Below are 16,466 nucleotides of genomic sequence, written 5' to 3'. Positions count from 1 at the left end.
GTTGCGCGAATGGCTTGCGGTCTCAGCCCTCGATCCAGCGCGCCTCGCGCTCCTCGATCCGCCGGATGCGCTCGTCGATGGCGGGGTGGCTCATCAGCCAGGCGGGCACCGCGGCTCCGTTCATCCCCGACCAGCGGTGCAGCTTGCGGAAGAGCGACTTCTGCGGTTCGGTGCCGATCCCCGCCTTGACCAGCAGGGCCGAGGCATAGGCATCCGCCTCATGTTCGTCGCGCCGCGAGAGGCGGGCGGCCAGCGCCGAGGCCAGCATGTTCGCCAGCCAGATGCCCACGAAGGGCAGGAAGCGGTTGAGCACCGCGCCCAGCATCATCATCACCGCGTTCTGCCCGGTGAAGTCGATCATCCGGCGCCGCGAATGGCCCAGCGCCACATGGCCCAGCTCATGCGCGATGACCGAGGCCAGCTCGGCCGCCGTCACCTCGCCCGAACGGTATTTGCGCAGGAAGCCGCGGGTGAGGAAGATCCGCCCGTCCGGCGCGGCGAGGCCATTGACGGGGTCCACCTCGAAGACCGACACCTTCACCGTCGGCAGGTCGAGCGCCACGGCCATCCTGCGGGCCAGCTCGAGGATCTCGGGCTCATCGAGCGGGCGCGACTGGGCGTCGAGCATCCGCTTCGTCCTCCAGGCGGAGAACTGATACATCAGGAAGCCGTAGGCGATGGCGAGGAGAAGCGGTGTCAGTTTGAGCATGGGGGGAATATGGGGCGTCCCGCACGCCGGAGGAAGGGCCGTTCCACCGCTTGACGCCGGAAGGGGCATCGGCCCCACGACCCGCGCGGGGCGTGGGGCCGAGCGTCCCTATTCCTGGATCGACTCGAGATACTGGACCAGCGCCAGCAGCCGTCCGCGCGCCATGATCTCGGCGGCATAGCCGCCCGTCACCGCGGCCTCGGCCTTGAACCGGTCGCCCCAGATCGGCATCGGATCGCCGTGGGCGCGGACGCCCGTGCGGCCATCGACAATCATGAAGGTCTTCTGGAACGGGAACTGCCCGTCATTGGCGGCCGACAGTTTCGTAAGATCGGGCATCTCGATGTTCAGGATCGGGCCCACCGGGCCGTCGCCTTTCGCGCTTTCGCCGTGGCATCCCGCGCAGGCCGCCCTGTATTCGTTGCGCCCGGCATCTTCCTTGTCCGCCGCAAGTGCCGCGCCCGACAGGGCGACCAGACAGGCTGCGGCCATCATCCTTGCCTTCATCTCGCGTTCCCTCCCGCGGCCGTGACGCATGGGGCGGACGGCGCACGGGCCGCAAGCGAGCGCCGCCGGGAAGTCCGGGCTGGCGGAAACCTCCGCCGTCCCGCCTTGTGGAGGCAGGACAGGGGGCAGGGTGCAAGGGGCACCGGTGGCTGTCATTGACGACAGTCAGGCTGCGGCAGAGAGGCTCAGCGCGAGAGTTCCTTGACGCCGCTGGCAATTCCTTCCAGCGTCATGGGCACCATCCGGCCCTCGAAGATCTCGCGGATCATGCGGATCGACTGGGTATAGCCCCAGTGCTGCTCGGGGACCGGGTTGATCCAGAGGTTCGAGGGCCACTGCGCCCGTGCGCGGCGCAGCCAGATCTCGCCGGCCTCGGCGTTCCAGTGCTCGTTCGCGCCGCCGGGGTGCAGGATCTCGTAGGGGCTCATCGAGGCGTCGCCGACGAAGATGCACTTGTAGTCCGGGCCGTAGGTGCGGATCACCTGCTCGGTCGAGGTCTGCTCGTCCCAGCGGCGGCGGTTGTCGCGCCATACGCCCTCGTAGAGGCAGTTGTGGAAGTAGAAATGCTCGAAATGCTTGAACTCGGCGCGGGCGGCCGAGAACAGCTCTTCCACCACCCGCACATGGTCGTCCATCGAGCCGCCGATATCCAGAAACAGCAGCACCTTCACTGCATTGTGCCGCTCGGGCCGGGTCTTCACGTCGAGGTAGCCATGCTCGGCCGTGGCCCGGATCGTGCCGTCGAGGTCGAACTCCTGCGCCGCGCCCTCGCGCGCCCAGCGGCGCAGGCGCCGGAGCGCCACCTTGATGTTGCGGGTGCCCAGCTCCACCGTGTCGTCGAGGTTGCGGAACTCGCGCTTGTCCCAGACCTTGACGGCGCGGCGGTGGCGGCTTTCGTGCTGGCCGATCCGCACGCCCTCGGGGTTGTAGCCGTAGGCGCCGAAGGGCGAGGTGCCGGCGGTGCCGATCCACTTGTTGCCGCCCTGATGCCGGCCCTGCTGCTCGCGCAGGCGCTCGCGCAGCGTGTCCATCAGCCTGTCGAAGCCGCCGAGCGCCTCGACCGCGGCCCGCTCTTCCGGCGTCAGGTGCTTTTCCGCCAGTTTCTCCAGCCATTCGCGGGGCAGGTTCACCGCCTCGAGCACCGCCTCGACCGGGATCGTCTCGAGCCCGCGGAAGCTTTCGGCGAAGGCGCGGTCGAAGCGGTCGAGGTGGCGCTCGTCCTTGACCATGGCCGTGCGGGCAAGGTGGTAGAAGCCCTCCACGTCGTAGGTCACGAGACCCGCCGCCATGCCTTCGAGAAAGCCCAGATATTCGCGGAGCGACACCGGCACGCCGGTCCTGCGCAGCGTCTCGAAGAAGGGCAGGAACATCAGCCGCCGCCTCCGCCGTGCATCAGAGCAGACGCTCGAGCAGGATGGTCAGGAACAGGCCGAGCAGGGCGAAGGCAATGGCAAAGCCCGCGCCATACTGCAGCATGTCGAGACGCTGCCCCCTGTGCCGGCGGGCCGTGGCCGCACCGATGAAGGCTCCGAGAACCGCGCCTGCCAGAACGATCATTCGCTGTCTCCGCCGTCTGTGGAGGCCAGCGCGAGCCGGCCGGGTGTCAGGGCCGCGATCTCGCTCATCCGGGTGCGCACCTCGGCCTCGTCGCCAAAGCCATAGCGCGCCCATGCGAGGCTGTCGAGGCGCGAGGCCCGCGCCTCGGCCGCCCGGCCCTCGAGGCGCAGCGCCTCGGACCGGATCATGAGCAGCGTGGCCAGCAGCGCGGCGTTCTCGGCGCGCCTGACGATCGGGATTGCGCGGTCGCACAGGAAGATCGCATCGGCCGCCTGCCCCGACGACAGGGCCAGAGCCGCCATCTGCATGTCGATATGGGCGGCATGGATCGCGCCACCGGGCAGGCTGCGGTAGATCCGGGCTGCCTCGACGAAGGCTGCAACCGAAATCTCCATCTCGTCGGCCATGCCGAGCCGCGCCACCCCGAACAGGCTGAAGGCCATCCGCGCATCCCGCCAGCCCGCGTCCGTCGCGATGGCCAGCGCCCGCAGCGCCGCGGCCCGCCGCCTGCGGTCGCTGCCCGTGGGGCCGAGCGCCTCCTCGATCGCGGCGATCCAGGCGCGCGGCGTGGGGTCGTCGGCCGCAGGTTGGGACAGGCGGCCACCCTTGGGATTGAGCCGCGCCAGCACCTTCGGCAGGGCCGCCGCCGCCTCGTCGCGAGTCATGCCCGACCGCATTTCGGGCGCGTAGGTCACCCGAAGCATCAGCATGTCAAAGCCCGTCAGAACCGTGTGAAAGTTGTCGTCGTTGAAGACGCTGTCCGACAGGCGGTAGAGGTCGTTCAGCGGGCCGATGGCCTGTGCCAGCTCTTCATGCAGGCAATCGCGCACCTCCTGCGGGCTGGTGTCGGCCGGGATGAAGATCGCCACCTGTTCGCGCGTCTCGAGGCTGGCCCAATCCACCTGCGCCTTGCGCCGGACGCGCCGGTAATCCTCGAACGAGGTCACGCGGGGCACCACGAAGCAGGCCGCCGTCGGCACCAGCGCCTGCATCCGCCGCCGCTCGACGAACTCGATGGCGACCATCGCGGGCGCGTCGGTCTCGCGGATGTCGATCCGCGCCTCGTCGCGCAGCCGCGCGAGCAGCCGCGTAAGGTCACCCGGCGCCGAGGGCGGAACAAGGCCCGTCATCGACACGGTGATCGGCGCCTCGAAGCGCGACATCCGCTCGATGGCGCGGCCGCTCTCCATCTGGAACGTCAGTTCGAGGAAGTCGCGCGCCAGCTCGGCGTTCGGGCGCAGGGGCTGCGTTGCTGCCGAGGCGGAAAACATTTTCATGTCGGGAAGCGGGTCGATGACCAGCCAGTGCGGCCGGTGCATCGCGACCTCGGCCTCGGGCACCGCACCGCAGGCCGAGAGGAGGAGGCCCGCGGCGAGGACGAGCCGCCGCATCACAGCACCCGGTTGTAGCGGATGAAGGGCGACTTGCGTCCGATCCGGTCGTAGAGCGCGCGGGCGCGGGCGTTGTTCTCGGCCGTGAGCCAGTAGACCGCCGGCGCGCCCTCGGCATCGGCGGCGTCATAGACGGCCGAGATCAGCGCGCGGCCGACGCCGTGCCCTCGCGCCTCGGGCGTGGTGAACAGATCCTGAAGGTAGCAGACATTCTCGACCCGCCAGCAGTGGCGGTGAAAGAGGTAGTGGACCAGCCCGACCGCCGTGCCGCCCCTCCAGGCGAGGATGCCGCGCGGCTCGGGCCGCTCGCTGGATGTGAGGCGCGCGAAGGTCGAGGCCAGCACCTCCTCGGGCAGCTCGGTGTCGTAGAAGCGCAGATAGGCCTGCCAGACGGGGCGCCATGCGGCCTCGTCCTCGGCAGAAATGGGGCGCAGGACGAGTGTGTCGGACATGTCCATCCCGTGTTGAGAGCCGCTCACCCCGGCCGCCGCGCCATGAACGCCAGACGCTCGAAGAGATGCACGTCCTGCTCGTTCTTGAGCAGCGCCCCGTGCAGCCGCGGCAGCAGCGTCCGGCCATCGCGCCGGAGATCCTCGGCCGAAAGATCCTCGGCCAGCAGCAGCTTGAGCCAGTCGAGCACCTCGGAGGTGGAGGGTTTCTTCTTCAGCCCCGGCACCTCGCGCAGTTCGTAGAACTGGGTCAGGGCCGCGGTCAGAAGCTGCTCCTTGAGGTCGGGGAAATGGACGGCGACGATGGCGCGCATCGTCTCGAGGTCGGGAAAGCGGATGTAGTGAAAGAAGCAGCGGCGCAGGAAGGCGTCGGGCAGCTCCTTTTCATTGTTCGAGGTGATGATGACCACCGGCCGATGCTGCGCCCGCACGGTCTCGCCTGTCTCATAGACGTGGAACTCCATCCGGTCGAGTTCCTGCAGCAGGTCGTTGGGAAACTCGATATCGGCCTTGTCGATCTCGTCGATCAGCAGCACGACCCGGCCGGGAGCCTCGAACGCCTGCCAGAGCTTGCCCTTTCGGATATAGTTTTTCACCTCATGCACGCGCGCGTCGCCGAGCTGGCTGTCGCGCAGGCGGCTGACGGCATCGTATTCGTAAAGTCCCTGCTGCGCCCGTGTGGTGCTCTTCACATGCCATTCGATGAGCGGCATGCCCAGCGACTGTGCGACCTGCCGAGCCAGTTCGGTCTTGCCGGTGCCGGGCTCGCCCTTGACCAGGAGCGGACGCTGAAGCGTGACGGCGGCGTTGACGGCAACGGCAAGATCCTGGGTCGCGACGTAGGAAGAGGTGGATGAAAATTTCATTTACGTCACGTCACCTTGGGGGAAATTGCTGAGACAGGATAGCACAGGTTGAATCCGTCGCAAGGGCGGCGAGGCAGCTAGTGACAAAGGTTCCCGGTTGCGCTAGATGAGCCGCATTGAAGGGAGCGCCGGATGACTGTGAACCACATTTCGGAGCCTGCCGGCCTGCAAGAGAGAGCAGCAGCCATGAAAGCAGAGATCTTTCTGCCTGACGATTATCGCCCCGCCGAAAACGAACCTTTCATGAATGAGCGGCAACTGGAGTATTTCCGCCGCAAACTTCTCAACTGGAAACAGGAACTGCTGGACCAGAGCGCCGAGACCATCGAGGGGCTTCAGGAATCCGGCCGCAACGTCCCCGACATCGCCGACCGCGCCAGCGAGGAAACCGACCGCGCGCTGGAGCTTCGCACCCGTGACCGTCAGCGCAAGCTGGTGGCCAAGATCGACGCCGCGCTGCGGCGGATCGAGGCCGGCGAATACGGCTATTGCGAGGTCACGGGCGAGCCCATCTCGCTCCGGCGTCTCGACGCGCGTCCGATCGCGACCATGACCCTCGAGGCGCAGGAGCGGCACGAGCGGCGCGAGCGGGTCCACCGCGACGAGTAGGCGCATCCGCGCCTCACGGCTTGCCCTCCGGTCCTCCGGGCGCAAAAACTGACGCCGGACCAGACTGCGGTCCGGCGTTCGCATGTGGAGGATCCCGATGAGCCTGAAGGATGCCGAGGTCACCGTCCTCGGGGCCGGCGTTGCCGGTCTGGCGGTGGCCCGGGCGCTCGCGCTCCGCGGGGCCGACGTGACCGTGCTGGAGCAGGCCGAGGCGATTCGCGAAGTGGGGGCCGGCCTGCAGATCTCGCCCAACGGGGCCGCCGTGCTGCGCGCGCTGGGGATGGGCGACGCGCTCGAGGCGGCGTCGATGCGCGCGCAGGCGGTCGAGCTGCGCAACGGCGTGGGCGGCGATCTGGTGCTGAAGCTGGATCTGGCGCGGCTGCGGCCGGGGCAGGGCTACCACCTGATGCACCGGGCCGACCTGATCGACCTTCTCGCCACCGGGGCCCGCGATGCGGGCGTGCAGATCCGCCTCCTGCAGAAGATCGAGGCGGTGGATCTGGCTGGCCCGAAGCCGCGGCTGGTGACGGCGCAGGGGGCCGAATACACGCCCAACCTGCTGATCGGGGCCGACGGGCTTCATTCGCTGGTGCGGGCCGAGCTGAACGGGCCGGCACAGCCCTTCTTCACCAACCAGGTGGCCTGGCGCACCGTGATCCCCGCGACCCCAGGCGAGCCGGTGGTGGCTGAGGTCCATATGGGCGAGGGGCGCCACCTCGTCAGCTATCCGATGCGGGGCGGCACGATGCGCAACATCGTGGCGGTCGAGGAACGCAAGCGGTGGGTGCAGGAGGGCTGGAACCTCCGCGACGATCCGGTGGACCTGCGGCTGGCCTTCGCCAGCTTCAACGGGCGCGTGCGCCACTGGCTCGAGCAGGTGCCGGACGTCTGGCTCTGGGGGCTCTTCCGCCATCCGGTGGCCCACACCTGGTATCGCGGCCACGCCACCATCCTGGGCGACGCGGCCCATCCGACGCTGCCCTTCCTCGCGCAGGGGGCGAACATGGCGCTCGAGGATGCCTGGGTGCTGGCCGAATGTCTGTCCCGCCACTCGAACATCAAGGGCGGGCTGGCCGAATATCAGGCCCGCCGGGTGCCGCGCTGCTGCCGCGTGGTGCAGGCGGCCAACAACAACGCCTGGGCCTATCACCTGCGCAGCCCTGTGCGCGAGATCGCGCATCTCGGCCTGCGGCTTGGCTCGCGGCTGCTGCCGGGCCCGACGCTGCGCCGGTTCGACTGGCTCTATGGCTACGACGTGACCGCGGCCTGAGGGCGGCGCGGTCAGCCGCCGGCGCCACCCTCCCGCTTCTCGCCGCGATGGCGCATCACCATGATCGTCTGCTGCATGAGGGCGCAGGCCTGTTCGGCCCCGTCGCGCAGCGCCACCACCTCGGCCCGCGTCACGATCAGCGTCCGGCCCGCGCGCACCACCTCGCCCCGCGCGATCAGCCCGTGACCATCGGCCGGCGCCATCAGGTTCATCTTGTATTCCACCGTCAGGACCGAGGCATCGGCCGGCACCAGCGTCATGGCGGCATAGCCCGCGGCCGAATCCGCGATCATGCCGACCACGCCCCCGTGGATGAAGCCGTGCTGCTGCTCGATCCCGTCCCAGTGCGGCAGGTGGATCTCGGTCCGCCCCGGCTCCACCAGTGGAAGGGTCGCGCGGATCAGTTCCATCGCAGCCTGCCGCGCAAAGCTGGCACGGACGCGATCCAGGGCGGATGAAGAGGGCTCGGACATGGGCGCAGGCTAAGGCGCGCCGGCCTTCCGCGTCAACGCGGGCCCCGTCCGACGTGGCGTCACGGGCGGCCGGTCAGGCCGCCAGCTCCACCCAGACCGGCACATGATCCGAGGGCTTCTCGCCCGCGCGCACCTCGCGGTCGATGCGGACATCGGTCATCAGGTCGGCCGCCTGCGGCGAGAGCAGCAGATGGTCGATGCGGATGCCGTTGTTCTTTTCCCAGGCGCCGGCCTGATAGTCCCAGAAGGAATAGTGCCCCGGGCCCAAGGTGCGGGCGCGGAAGGCCTCGGTGTAGCCGAGGTTCAGGATCCGCCGGAAGGCCGCCCGGCTTTCCGGCAGGAAGAGTGCATCGGTGACCCAGGCCTCGGGGCGCGCCGCATCCTCGGCCTGGGGGATCACGTTGTAGTCGCCCGCCAGCACCACGGGCTCTTCCGTCTGCAGAAGCTCGGCCGCGCGCTCCTTCATCCGGGCCATCCAGGCCAGCTTGTAGTCGTATTTCGGCCCCGGCGCCGGGTTCCCGTTCGGCAGGTAGAGCCCGCAGACCCGCACCGCGCGCTGGCCCACGACGGTGGCCTCGATCCAGCGGGCCTGCACATCCTCGGCGTCGCCCGGCAGGCCGCGCACCACATCCTCGAGCGGCAGGCGCGAGAGGATCGCCACCCCGTTGAAGCCCTTCTGCCCGTGCGTCTCGAGATGCCAGCCTCGGTCCTCGAAGACCGCGCGCGGAAAGGTCTCATCGACCGACTTGATCTCCTGCAGCAGCACCACGTCCGGGCTGGCCGCCTCGAGCCACGCCAGAAGCGCCTCGATGCGGGCCTTGATGCCGTTGATGTTGTAGGTGGCGATCTTCATGGCGCGCTCCTCGGGGCGGATCGGGTCCTTGGGCCGGCGCGCGGCAGGACGGACGGGAAGGGGCCTGCGCCCTCAGATCGAGAACGAGGTCCCGCAGCCGCAGGAGCTGGTGGCGTTGGGGTTGTTGATCACGAAGCGCGAGCCGATCAGCTCGTCGGCATAGTCGATCTCGGCATTGGCAAGGAACGGCAGCGAGACCTGATCGATCAGCACCTTCTGGCCGTCCTTCTCGATCACCAGATCGTCCGATCCCGGATCGTCGAGCTTGATCTCATACTGAAAGCCCGAACAGCCGCCGCCCTCGACCGCGACGCGCAACGCGCGCGTCTCGCCCGAGGCTTCGGCGATTTCGGCAAGGCGGGCAAAGGCCCGGTCGGTCACCCGCGGCGGAAGGTTCATCAGAAACCCCGTGTCAAATCAGTCATCCACCCATATAGGATGGGGCAAAACAGGTCACAAGAACAGGCAGATTGATGCTGGCGCCCTATGCCTGCCAGCCCGGCGAAAGCCGCGGCCGGCAAAAGCCCGAGAGCATGTCCACCTTCCGCTCGCCGTTCCAGCGGGATCGAGACCGGATCATCCATTCCTCGGCCTTCCGGCGGCTGAAGCACAAGACGCAGGTCTTCGTGGAGCATGAGGGCGACTATTACCGCACGCGGCTCACCCATTCGATCGAAGTGGCGCAGGTCGCGCGGACGATCTCGGGCGTGCTCGGGCTGAACACCGATCTTGCGGAATGCATCGCGCTGGCCCACGATCTCGGCCACACGCCCTTCGGCCACACCGGCGAGGATGCGCTGGCCCGGCTGATGGAGCCCTACGGCGGATTCGACCACAATGCGCAGGCCATGCGGATCGTGACCCGGCTGGAGCGTCACTACGCCGAGTTCGACGGGCTGAACCTCACATGGGAGTCGCTGGAAGGCATCGCCAAGCACAACGGCCCGGTCGAGGGGCCCTTGCCCTATGCGCTGGCCGAAGCCAACGCCCAGTGGGATCTGGAACTGCACACCTATGCCTCGGCCGAGGCGCAGGTGGCCGCGATCGCCGACGACGTGGCCTATTCGCACCACGACCTGCACGACGGGCTGCGCTCGGGCCTCTTCACCGAAGGCGACCTGATGGAGCTGCCCGTCACCGCCCCCGCCTTCGAAGAGGTGGATGCGCTCTATCCGGGGCTGGAGCCGATGCGCCGGCGGCACGAGGCGCTGCGCCGCGTCTTTGGCCGCATGGTCGAGGATGTGATCGCCGTGGCGCAGGGCCGGCTCGAGGCTGCGCAGCCCAAGTCGGTCGAGGAGATCCGCCAGATGGGCGCGACCGTGATCCGCTTTTCGAAGCCGCTCTATCAGGAGTTGAAGGTGATCCGCAGCTTCCTGTTTCACCGGATGTATCGCGCGCCTTCGGTGATGAAGGAGCGCGCGAAGGTGACGGCCGTGGTGAACGACCTCTTCCCGCTCTTCATGCGCCAGCCCGAACTGCTGCCGCAGGAATGGCGGCGCGATGTCGAGGCGGCCGAGGACGAGACGACGCTCGCCCGGATCGTGGCCGATTACGTTGCCGGCATGACCGACCGCTTCGCCCTGCAGGAACACGCGCGCCTCTGCGGCTGAGAGGCGAGGGGCGGCGCACCCGGCCCGGCGCGGCGGGTCCTTCTGCATCGGCGCGGGAACCTCGGGCCGCGCAAGGCGATTTGGCCTTCGAAGGAGATTGCCATGCCCGACGCCTCGCCCTCTGATCCCCATCGCGGCCGCGAGGCCCGGCGCCCGCGCGACATTCCGGCCAAGGGCTGGAAGGACATCGCCCTGCGCGTCTGGCGCTCGATCGACGAGGACCGCGTCATGCTGGTGGCGGCAGGCGTGACCTTCTACCTGCTGCTCGCGCTGTTCCCCACGCTTGCGGCCTTCGTCTCGCTCTATGGTCTCTTTGCCGATCCGGCCGTCATTGCCGATCAGGTGGAGTCGCTGCGCGGTGTGCTTCCGGCCGAGGGGATCGAGCTTCTGACCGCGCAGCTGAGAACCCTGGCCGGTGGCCAGAGTTCGTCCCTGACCGTGGGTTTCGCCATCTCCTTCCTCATCGCCTTCTGGAGCGCCAATTCCGGCATGAAGGCGCTGATCGAGGCAATGAACATCGCCCATGATGAGCGCGAGAAACGTTCGTTCATCAAGCTCACGCTGCTCTCCTTCGCGCTGACGCTGGGGGCGATGGTTCTGTCCATCCTGATGATCACCGCGGTCGCGGTGGTTCCGGCGGTGCTGGCGATCTTCGATCTCGGCCCGGGGGCGGCCGTGCTGGTCTGGCTCGTGCGGTGGCCGCTCTTGCTGCTGGTGGTCGCGGGGGCGATGGCGGCCCTCTACCGCTGGGCGCCCTCGCGCAAGGCGCCGGAATGGCGCTGGGTGACATGGGGCAGCGGCATCGCCACGGTGGTCTGGCTGGTGGCCTCGATCGCCTTCACCATCTATCTCGAGAATTTCGCCAACTACTCGGCCACCTACGGCTCGCTCGGGGCGCTGGTGGGCCTGCTGCTCTGGGTCTGGATCGCGGTGATGATCCTGATCATCGGGGCCGAGATCAACTCCGAGATGGAGCATCAGACCGCCCGCGACACCACCGTCGGGCCGAACCGGCCGATGGGTCAGCGCGGGGCGGTGATGGCGGACACGCTGGGCGAGCGGTCGGACTAGCGGGCCATTCAGCCCTGGCGCATCGCGGCCACCAGCGCCGAGGGCGACAGGCCCACCGGGTTGCCCTTCATCGAGGACGAGGCCAGCGAGGCGTCCGCCACGCGGGCCAGATCGCCCGCATCCAGACCCAGGTCCGCCAGCCGCGGCAGGCCCGCCTTGCGGACCCAGGCCGCCAGCGCCTCGGGCGCCTCGGCGGGCGGGGCGGCCAGCGCCCGGCCCAGCACCGCGCAGACCTCGGCCAGCCGCGCGCGGGCGGTGCTGCCGGGGGCCGAAGCGGTCAGGTTCGCCCGCAGCACCGGCGCCAGAAGCGTGCCGCAGATCGCCCCGTGCGCGGCCCCCGTGACGCCGCCGATCACGCCCGCCAGCCCGTGCACCGCGCCGAGCCCGCCGTTGGCCAGCGCCAGCCCGCCGCAGAGGCTCACCCAGGCGATGCCGTCGCGGGCCGCCGCATCCTCGCGCTTCATCAGGCGCATCAGCGCGCCCAGCCCCTCGGCGATGGCCGGGCGCGTGATCGCGTCGGTGAAGGGCGTCGCGCGGGCCGAGACGAAGGGCTCGATCACCTGCGTCACCGCATCCAGCCCTGAGGCGAGCGTCACCGCGCGCGGGCAGCCGTCGGTGAGGGCCGGATCAACCAGCGCGATCCGGGCAAGCATCCGGTCATCGCGCAGCGAGACCTTGCGGCGGTGCTCGGGCACGCCGATCACGGCGTTCTTCGTGACCTCGCTGCCGGTGCCCGAGGTGGTGGGCAGCGCCACGAAGGGCAGGGGCGGGGCCACCAGCGGCCGGCCCCGCCCGACCACCTCCAGATGCTCCATCGGCCCGTCCGGCGCGGGCACCAGCGCCGCGAGCGCCTTGGCCAGATCGAGCGCCGCCCCGCCGCCAAGGCCCGCCACCGCCTCCGGTGCAAAGGGCCGCGCCCGCGCGAGCGTCTCCTCGAGGAGCGCCAGATCCGGCTCGCCGGGGCAGGGCACCGCCAGAACCTCGACCCCCTCGGCCCCGAGCGCCGCGACAAGCCAGCCCGCCCGCGCCGGGTCACGGCCATGCACCAGCAGCACCCGCCGCCCGAAGCCCGCGATCAGGCCGGCCGCGCGCCGCGCCTCGCCGCGGCCGAAGAGGATGCGCCCCGGCGCCGCGATGCCGAAGGGGGTCATACCGCCATCACCGCGCGGACGGCCCGGCCCCAGCGGGCGTATTTCGCGTCGCGCGTGGCCGCCTCCATCCCCGGCTCGAAGCGTCGCTCCAGCGCCCATCCGGCGGCGAACTCCTCGGGGCCGGGGCAGAGGCCAGCCTGCATCCCCGCCAGCCAGGCCGCGCCGAGCGCCGTCGTCTCGCGCACCACTGGCCGGTCCACCGGCGCGCCGATGATGTCGGCCAGGAACTGCATCGACCAGTCCGAGGCGGTCATGCCGCCATCCACCCGCAGCACCCCCTCGGCGCCCGCCGCCCAGTCCGCCCGCATCGCCTCGAGCAGGTCGCGCGTCTGAAATCCCACGCTCTCCAGCGCGGCGCGGGCGAACTCGGCAGGGCCGGAGTTGCGGGTCAGGCCGAAGACCGCGCCCCGGCTGTCCGGCTTCCACCAGGGTGCGCCAAGGCCGGTGAAGGCCGGCACGATCACCAGATCCTGCGCCGCGTCCGAGGCCGTGGCCAGCCCGTGCGTCTCGCCCGCCTCGCGGATGATCTTCAGCCCGTCGCGCAGCCACTGGACGACGGCGCCCGCGATGAAGATCGAACCCTCGAGCGCATAGGTCCGCTGCCCGCCCAGTTGGTAGGCGATGGTGGTAAGCAGGCGCGAGCGGCTCGTCACGCGTTCCGCCCCCGTGTTCAGCAGCGCAAAGCAGCCCGTCCCGTAGGTCGATTTCATCATGCCGGGGCGGAAGCAGGCCTGCCCGCAAGTGGCGGCCTGCTGGTCGCCCGCGACGCCCAGGATCGGGATCTCGCGCCCGAAGAGGTCCGGCCGCGTCATGCCGAAGGGCGCGGCGCAGTCCTTCACCTCGGGCAGCATCTCCATCGGGATGTCGAGCAGGCCGCAGATCTCGGCGTCCCACTCGCCGCGGCTGATGTCGAAGAGCATGGTGCGCGCGGCGTTGGTGGCATCGGTCACATGCGCGCGGCCCCCCGTCAGCTTCCAGATGAGGTAGCTGTCCACCGTCCCGAACAGCAGCTCGCCCCGTCGGGCCCGCGCGCGCGCGCCCTCGACATGGTCGAGCAGCCACTTGACCTTGGTGGCCGAGAAGTAGGGATCAAGCAGCAGCCCCGTCCGCTCGGTGATCATGGGCTCCTGTCCCGCTTCGGCCAGGCTCTGGCAGAGGTCGGCGGTGCGGCGGTCCTGCCAGACGATCGCATTGTGGATCGGATGGCCGGTGGCGCGTTCCCAGATCACCACCGTCTCGCGCTGGTTGGTGATGCCGATGGCGGCGAGGCTGCCGTCGATCTCGGCCCGCTCGACCGCGGCGCGCGCCGTTGCGGCGACGCTGGACCAGAGGTCGGCCGGATCATGCTCGACCCAGCCGGGGCGGGGGTAGATCTGCGGAAACTCCTCCTGCGCGACCGACTTCAGCGAGAGGCTCGCGTCGAAGACCATCGCGCGCGACGAGGTGGTTCCCTGATCGATGGCGAGGATGTGGCTCATGCGTCTCTTCCCGGTTCGTCTTGCCCGAATCCTCCTGATGCTGCCGCGCCTTGCGACGAAGCGGAAGGGCTCGGGGAAGACGGCGACCTCGAAACCTGTCCGGGTCGCCTTGCATCTTGCCCTTGAATGGGGGCGGGACGGCCCGCCCCCCGGTCGTGTCAGCCCTGCTGCCAGGACTTGATGAGTTCGTCGTAGGAGATCGTCTCGCCCGCGGGCTTCTCGTTCTCGAGCTTGCCCACCGGCGCGCCGGGCGCGTCGAGCCATTCCTGCGGGTCCTTCTCCTCGTTCAGCTTCGGCCCGAGATCACCCTGCACCCCGGCCCGTTCCAGCCGCGCCAGCACCCGCTCCTGCTCGGCGCAGAGTGCGTCCAGCGCCTCCTGCGGCGACTTGGCGCCCGACATCGCATCGCCGATGTTCTGCCACCAGAGCTGCGCGAGCTTCGGGTAGTCCGGCACGTTCGTGCCCGTGGGCGACCACTGGACGCGGGCGGGCGAGCGGTAGAACTCGACCAGACCGCCGAGGTTGGCGGCGCGGTCGGTGAAGCTCTGGTGCTGGATGGTGGATTCGCGCACGAAGGTCAGGCCGACGTGGCTCTTCTTCACGTCCACGGTCTTCGACGAGACGAACTGCGCATAAAGCCAGGCGGCCTTGGCGCGGTCGTCAGGGGTGGATTTCAGCAGCGTCCACGAGCCCACGTCCTGGTAGCCGACCTTGGTGCCTTCGGTCCAGTAGGCGCCATGCGGCGAGGGGGCCATGCGCCACTTGGGCGTGCCATCCTCGTTCATCACCGGCAGGCCCTCCTTGACCATGTCGGCGGTGAAGGCGGTGTACCAGAAGATCTGCTGGGCGACCTCGCCCTGCGCGGGCACCGGCCCGGATTCCGAGAAGGTCATGCCGGCGGCCTGCGGCGGGGCGTATTTCTGCAGCCACTCGATCGCCTTGGTGATGGCATAGACCGCCGCCGCGTCGTTGGTCGCGCCGCCGCGCGCCACGCACGAGCCCACGGGGCGCGAGTTCTCGTCCACCCGGATGCCCCATTCATCCACCGGCAGCCCGTTCGGGTCGCCCTTGTCGCCCATGCCCGCCATCGACATCCAGGCGTCGGTGTAGCGCCAGCCGAGGCTCGGGTCCTTCTTGCCGTAATCCATGCTGCCATAGGCGCTCTTCGGTCCGCCGAGCGCGCTCATGTCGCGCCCCGTGAAGAACTCGGCGATGTCCTCGTAGGCCGACCAGTTCAGCGGCACGCCCAGCTCGTAGCCGTATTTCTCCTGGAACTCGGCCTTGGTGTCGGGATCGTCGAACCAGTCGGCGCGGAACCAGTAGAGGTTGGCGAACTGCTGGTCGGGCAGCTGGTAAAGCTCGCCATCCGGCGCGGTGGTGAACTTCAGGCCGATGTAGTCGTCGAGATCGAGGCCGGGGTTGGTGACATCCTTGCCCTCGTTCGCCATCCAGTCGGTCAGGCTGCGGGCCTGCTGGTAGCGCCAGTGGGTGCCGATCAGGTCGCTGTCGTTGATGTAGGCGTCGTAGATGTTCTCGCCCGACTGCATCTGCGTCTGCAGCTTCTCGACCACGTCGCCTTCGCCGATCAGGTCATGGCTGACCCGGATGCCGGTGATCGCGGTGAAGGCGGGCGCCAGCACCTTGGATTCATATTCATGCGTGGTGATGGTCTCCGACACCACCTTGATGTCCATGCCGGCGAAGGGCTGCGCCGCGTCGATGAACCACTGCATCTCGGCTTCCTGCTCCTCGCGAGTGAGCGAGGACATGTCGCCGATCTCGGCATCGAGGAACTGCCGCGCAGCCTCGATGTCGGCGAAGGCCGGTGCCCCCAGCGCCATCAGCGCCAGCGCCATGGCTGTCGTGCCGTATCTCATGTCAGGTCTCCTCCCAAAGACGTTGGACTTTGGCCGGGCATCCCCCCGGCGAGGGTCGTCACACCCAGCGGAAGACCGCCGCGGCGTAGATCAGGCAGAGCGCGAGCGCGCCCCAGAGCGGGGGCCCCATCAGGCCGAGCCACAGAAGGCACAGGAAGGCCGAACCCAGAAGCGAGATGAACAGCCGGTCCCCCCGCGTCGTCTCGATCCGAAGGATGCCCATCCGCGGCGTCTCGGGTCGAAGCACCGCAAGGACCGTCATCAGCAGCAGAAGCGCCGCGATGGTGCCGAAGAAGGCCGCCGTGGGCCATGTCCATGCCATCCAGGCCATCTCGATCCTCCCCTACGGATAGAACTCGCACCAGGCGGTGTAGAACCAGCCCCGGATGTCGGTTTGCCGGCCCCCGACCACTCCGCCCTCGGCAAGGCACCACTTGCCCTGACACTTCCGATGGTCGAGGAACAGGGCGTCGCCGTTGCGCACGCGGCCAATCTCGGCGTTCTCCGAGCCCGGTCCCCTGCGGACCGACAGGAAGCCGTCTGGTTTTGCCCCCGTTTCACCGGACACTCAGGCGTTTGCGGTTTGGGCTGCGAT

At 69.1% G+C, this 16,466-nt stretch carries 19 protein-coding genes; 4 read left to right on the top strand and 15 right to left on the bottom strand.

What is annotated here, in order from left to right; all coding sequences use genetic code 11:
- Nucleotides 1–22 precede the first annotated feature (22 nt).
- The 7 genes from FG154_RS00095 to FG154_RS00065 all read right to left on the bottom strand — a co-directional run bounded on the left by FG154_RS00095 (nt 23) and on the right by FG154_RS00065 (nt 5,479).
- Entirely contained in the window at nt 23–709 is a 687-nt protein-coding gene (locus FG154_RS00095) for a M48 family metalloprotease (RefSeq protein ID WP_101341453.1), read from the bottom strand.
- Nucleotides 710–817: 108 nt separating this feature from the next.
- Nucleotides 818–1,216 (bottom strand): c-type cytochrome, encoded by a 399-nt coding sequence (locus FG154_RS00090; protein ID WP_246100094.1) that lies wholly within the window; start codon nt 1,214–1,216, stop codon nt 818–820.
- A gap of 185 nt (nt 1,217–1,401) precedes the next feature.
- Nucleotides 1,402–2,586 (bottom strand): vWA domain-containing protein, encoded by a 1,185-nt coding sequence (locus tag FG154_RS00085; RefSeq protein WP_145103010.1) that lies wholly within the window; start codon nt 2,584–2,586, stop codon nt 1,402–1,404.
- A gap of 22 nt (nt 2,587–2,608) precedes the next feature.
- Complete coding sequence (locus FG154_RS00080) at nt 2,609–2,773, bottom strand: hypothetical protein (RefSeq protein ID WP_145103007.1); 165 nt, start codon at nt 2,771–2,773, stop codon at nt 2,609–2,611.
- Nucleotides 2,770–4,164, bottom strand: coding sequence for a DUF2927 domain-containing protein (locus tag FG154_RS00075; protein WP_145103005.1), 1,395 nt, complete (start codon nt 4,162–4,164; stop codon nt 2,770–2,772). Before FG154_RS00075 ends, FG154_RS00080 begins: the two co-directional genes overlap by 4 nt.
- Nucleotides 4,164–4,616 (bottom strand): GNAT family N-acetyltransferase, encoded by a 453-nt coding sequence (locus FG154_RS00070; protein ID WP_145103002.1) that lies wholly within the window; start codon nt 4,614–4,616, stop codon nt 4,164–4,166. Before FG154_RS00070 ends, FG154_RS00075 begins: the two co-directional genes overlap by 1 nt.
- A 23-nt stretch (nt 4,617–4,639) precedes the next feature.
- On the bottom strand, nt 4,640–5,479 hold the full coding sequence (locus tag FG154_RS00065) for an AAA family ATPase (RefSeq protein WP_145102999.1): 840 nt from the start codon (nt 5,477–5,479) through the stop codon (nt 4,640–4,642).
- Nucleotides 5,480–5,665: 186 nt separating this feature from the next.
- Between FG154_RS00065 and dksA the strand changes: the two genes are divergently transcribed.
- A complete protein-coding gene (gene dksA, locus FG154_RS00060) occupies nt 5,666–6,088 on the top strand; it encodes an RNA polymerase-binding protein DksA (RefSeq protein WP_044247956.1) in 423 nt (140 codons plus the stop codon).
- 97 nt (nt 6,089–6,185) lie between these two features.
- On the top strand, nt 6,186–7,358 hold the full coding sequence (locus tag FG154_RS00055; RefSeq protein WP_145102996.1) for an FAD-dependent monooxygenase: 1,173 nt from the start codon (nt 6,186–6,188) through the stop codon (nt 7,356–7,358).
- A gap of 11 nt (nt 7,359–7,369) precedes the next feature.
- Here the strand turns inward: FG154_RS00055 and FG154_RS00050 are convergent, their stop codons facing one another.
- The 3 genes from FG154_RS00050 to erpA all read right to left on the bottom strand — a co-directional run bounded on the left by FG154_RS00050 (nt 7,370) and on the right by erpA (nt 9,083).
- A complete protein-coding gene (locus FG154_RS00050; RefSeq protein ID WP_222120546.1) occupies nt 7,370–7,768 on the bottom strand; it encodes a PaaI family thioesterase in 399 nt (132 codons plus the stop codon).
- Nucleotides 7,769–7,904: 136 nt separating this feature from the next.
- Nucleotides 7,905–8,684 (bottom strand): exodeoxyribonuclease III, encoded by a 780-nt coding sequence (gene xth, locus FG154_RS00045; RefSeq protein ID WP_145102990.1) that lies wholly within the window; start codon nt 8,682–8,684, stop codon nt 7,905–7,907.
- A gap of 72 nt (nt 8,685–8,756) precedes the next feature.
- Nucleotides 8,757–9,083 (bottom strand): iron-sulfur cluster insertion protein ErpA, encoded by a 327-nt coding sequence (gene erpA, locus FG154_RS00040; RefSeq protein ID WP_011908234.1) that lies wholly within the window; start codon nt 9,081–9,083, stop codon nt 8,757–8,759.
- A gap of 74 nt (nt 9,084–9,157) precedes the next feature.
- On the opposite strand from erpA, the gene FG154_RS00035 reads away from it, so the two are divergent.
- Both FG154_RS00035 and FG154_RS00030 read left to right on the top strand, forming a co-directional pair.
- Entirely contained in the window at nt 9,158–10,294 is a 1,137-nt protein-coding gene (locus FG154_RS00035; RefSeq protein ID WP_145102987.1) for a deoxyguanosinetriphosphate triphosphohydrolase, read from the top strand.
- A 102-nt stretch (nt 10,295–10,396) separates the two neighbouring features.
- Complete coding sequence (locus FG154_RS00030; protein WP_145102983.1) at nt 10,397–11,365, top strand: YihY/virulence factor BrkB family protein; 969 nt, start codon at nt 10,397–10,399, stop codon at nt 11,363–11,365.
- Between the two features lie 8 nt (nt 11,366–11,373).
- On the opposite strand, the gene FG154_RS00025 is transcribed toward FG154_RS00030, so the two are convergent.
- The 5 genes from FG154_RS00025 to FG154_RS00005 form a co-directional block, all read right to left on the bottom strand.
- A complete protein-coding gene (locus tag FG154_RS00025; protein ID WP_145102981.1) occupies nt 11,374–12,516 on the bottom strand; it encodes an iron-containing alcohol dehydrogenase in 1,143 nt (380 codons plus the stop codon).
- A complete protein-coding gene (gene glpK, locus FG154_RS00020; protein WP_145102978.1) occupies nt 12,513–13,994 on the bottom strand; it encodes a glycerol kinase GlpK in 1,482 nt (493 codons plus the stop codon). Before glpK ends, FG154_RS00025 begins: the two co-directional genes overlap by 4 nt.
- Nucleotides 13,995–14,152: 158 nt before the next feature.
- Nucleotides 14,153–15,871, bottom strand: coding sequence for an ABC transporter substrate-binding protein (locus FG154_RS00015; RefSeq protein ID WP_145102975.1), 1,719 nt, complete (start codon nt 15,869–15,871; stop codon nt 14,153–14,155).
- A 58-nt stretch (nt 15,872–15,929) separates the two neighbouring features.
- On the bottom strand, nt 15,930–16,202 hold the full coding sequence (locus FG154_RS00010; RefSeq protein ID WP_145102971.1) for a DUF2160 domain-containing protein: 273 nt from the start codon (nt 16,200–16,202) through the stop codon (nt 15,930–15,932).
- 12 nt (nt 16,203–16,214) lie between these two features.
- Entirely contained in the window at nt 16,215–16,439 is a 225-nt protein-coding gene (locus FG154_RS00005; protein ID WP_246100092.1) for a hypothetical protein, read from the bottom strand.
- Between the last annotated feature and the right edge of the window lie 27 nt (nt 16,440–16,466).

It is taken from the genome of Cereibacter sediminicola (assembly GCF_007668225.1).
GTDB classification, from domain to species: Bacteria; Pseudomonadota; Alphaproteobacteria; order Rhodobacterales; family Rhodobacteraceae; genus Cereibacter_A; species Cereibacter_A azotoformans.
This window is presented reverse-complemented; position numbering and strand designations above follow the sequence as displayed.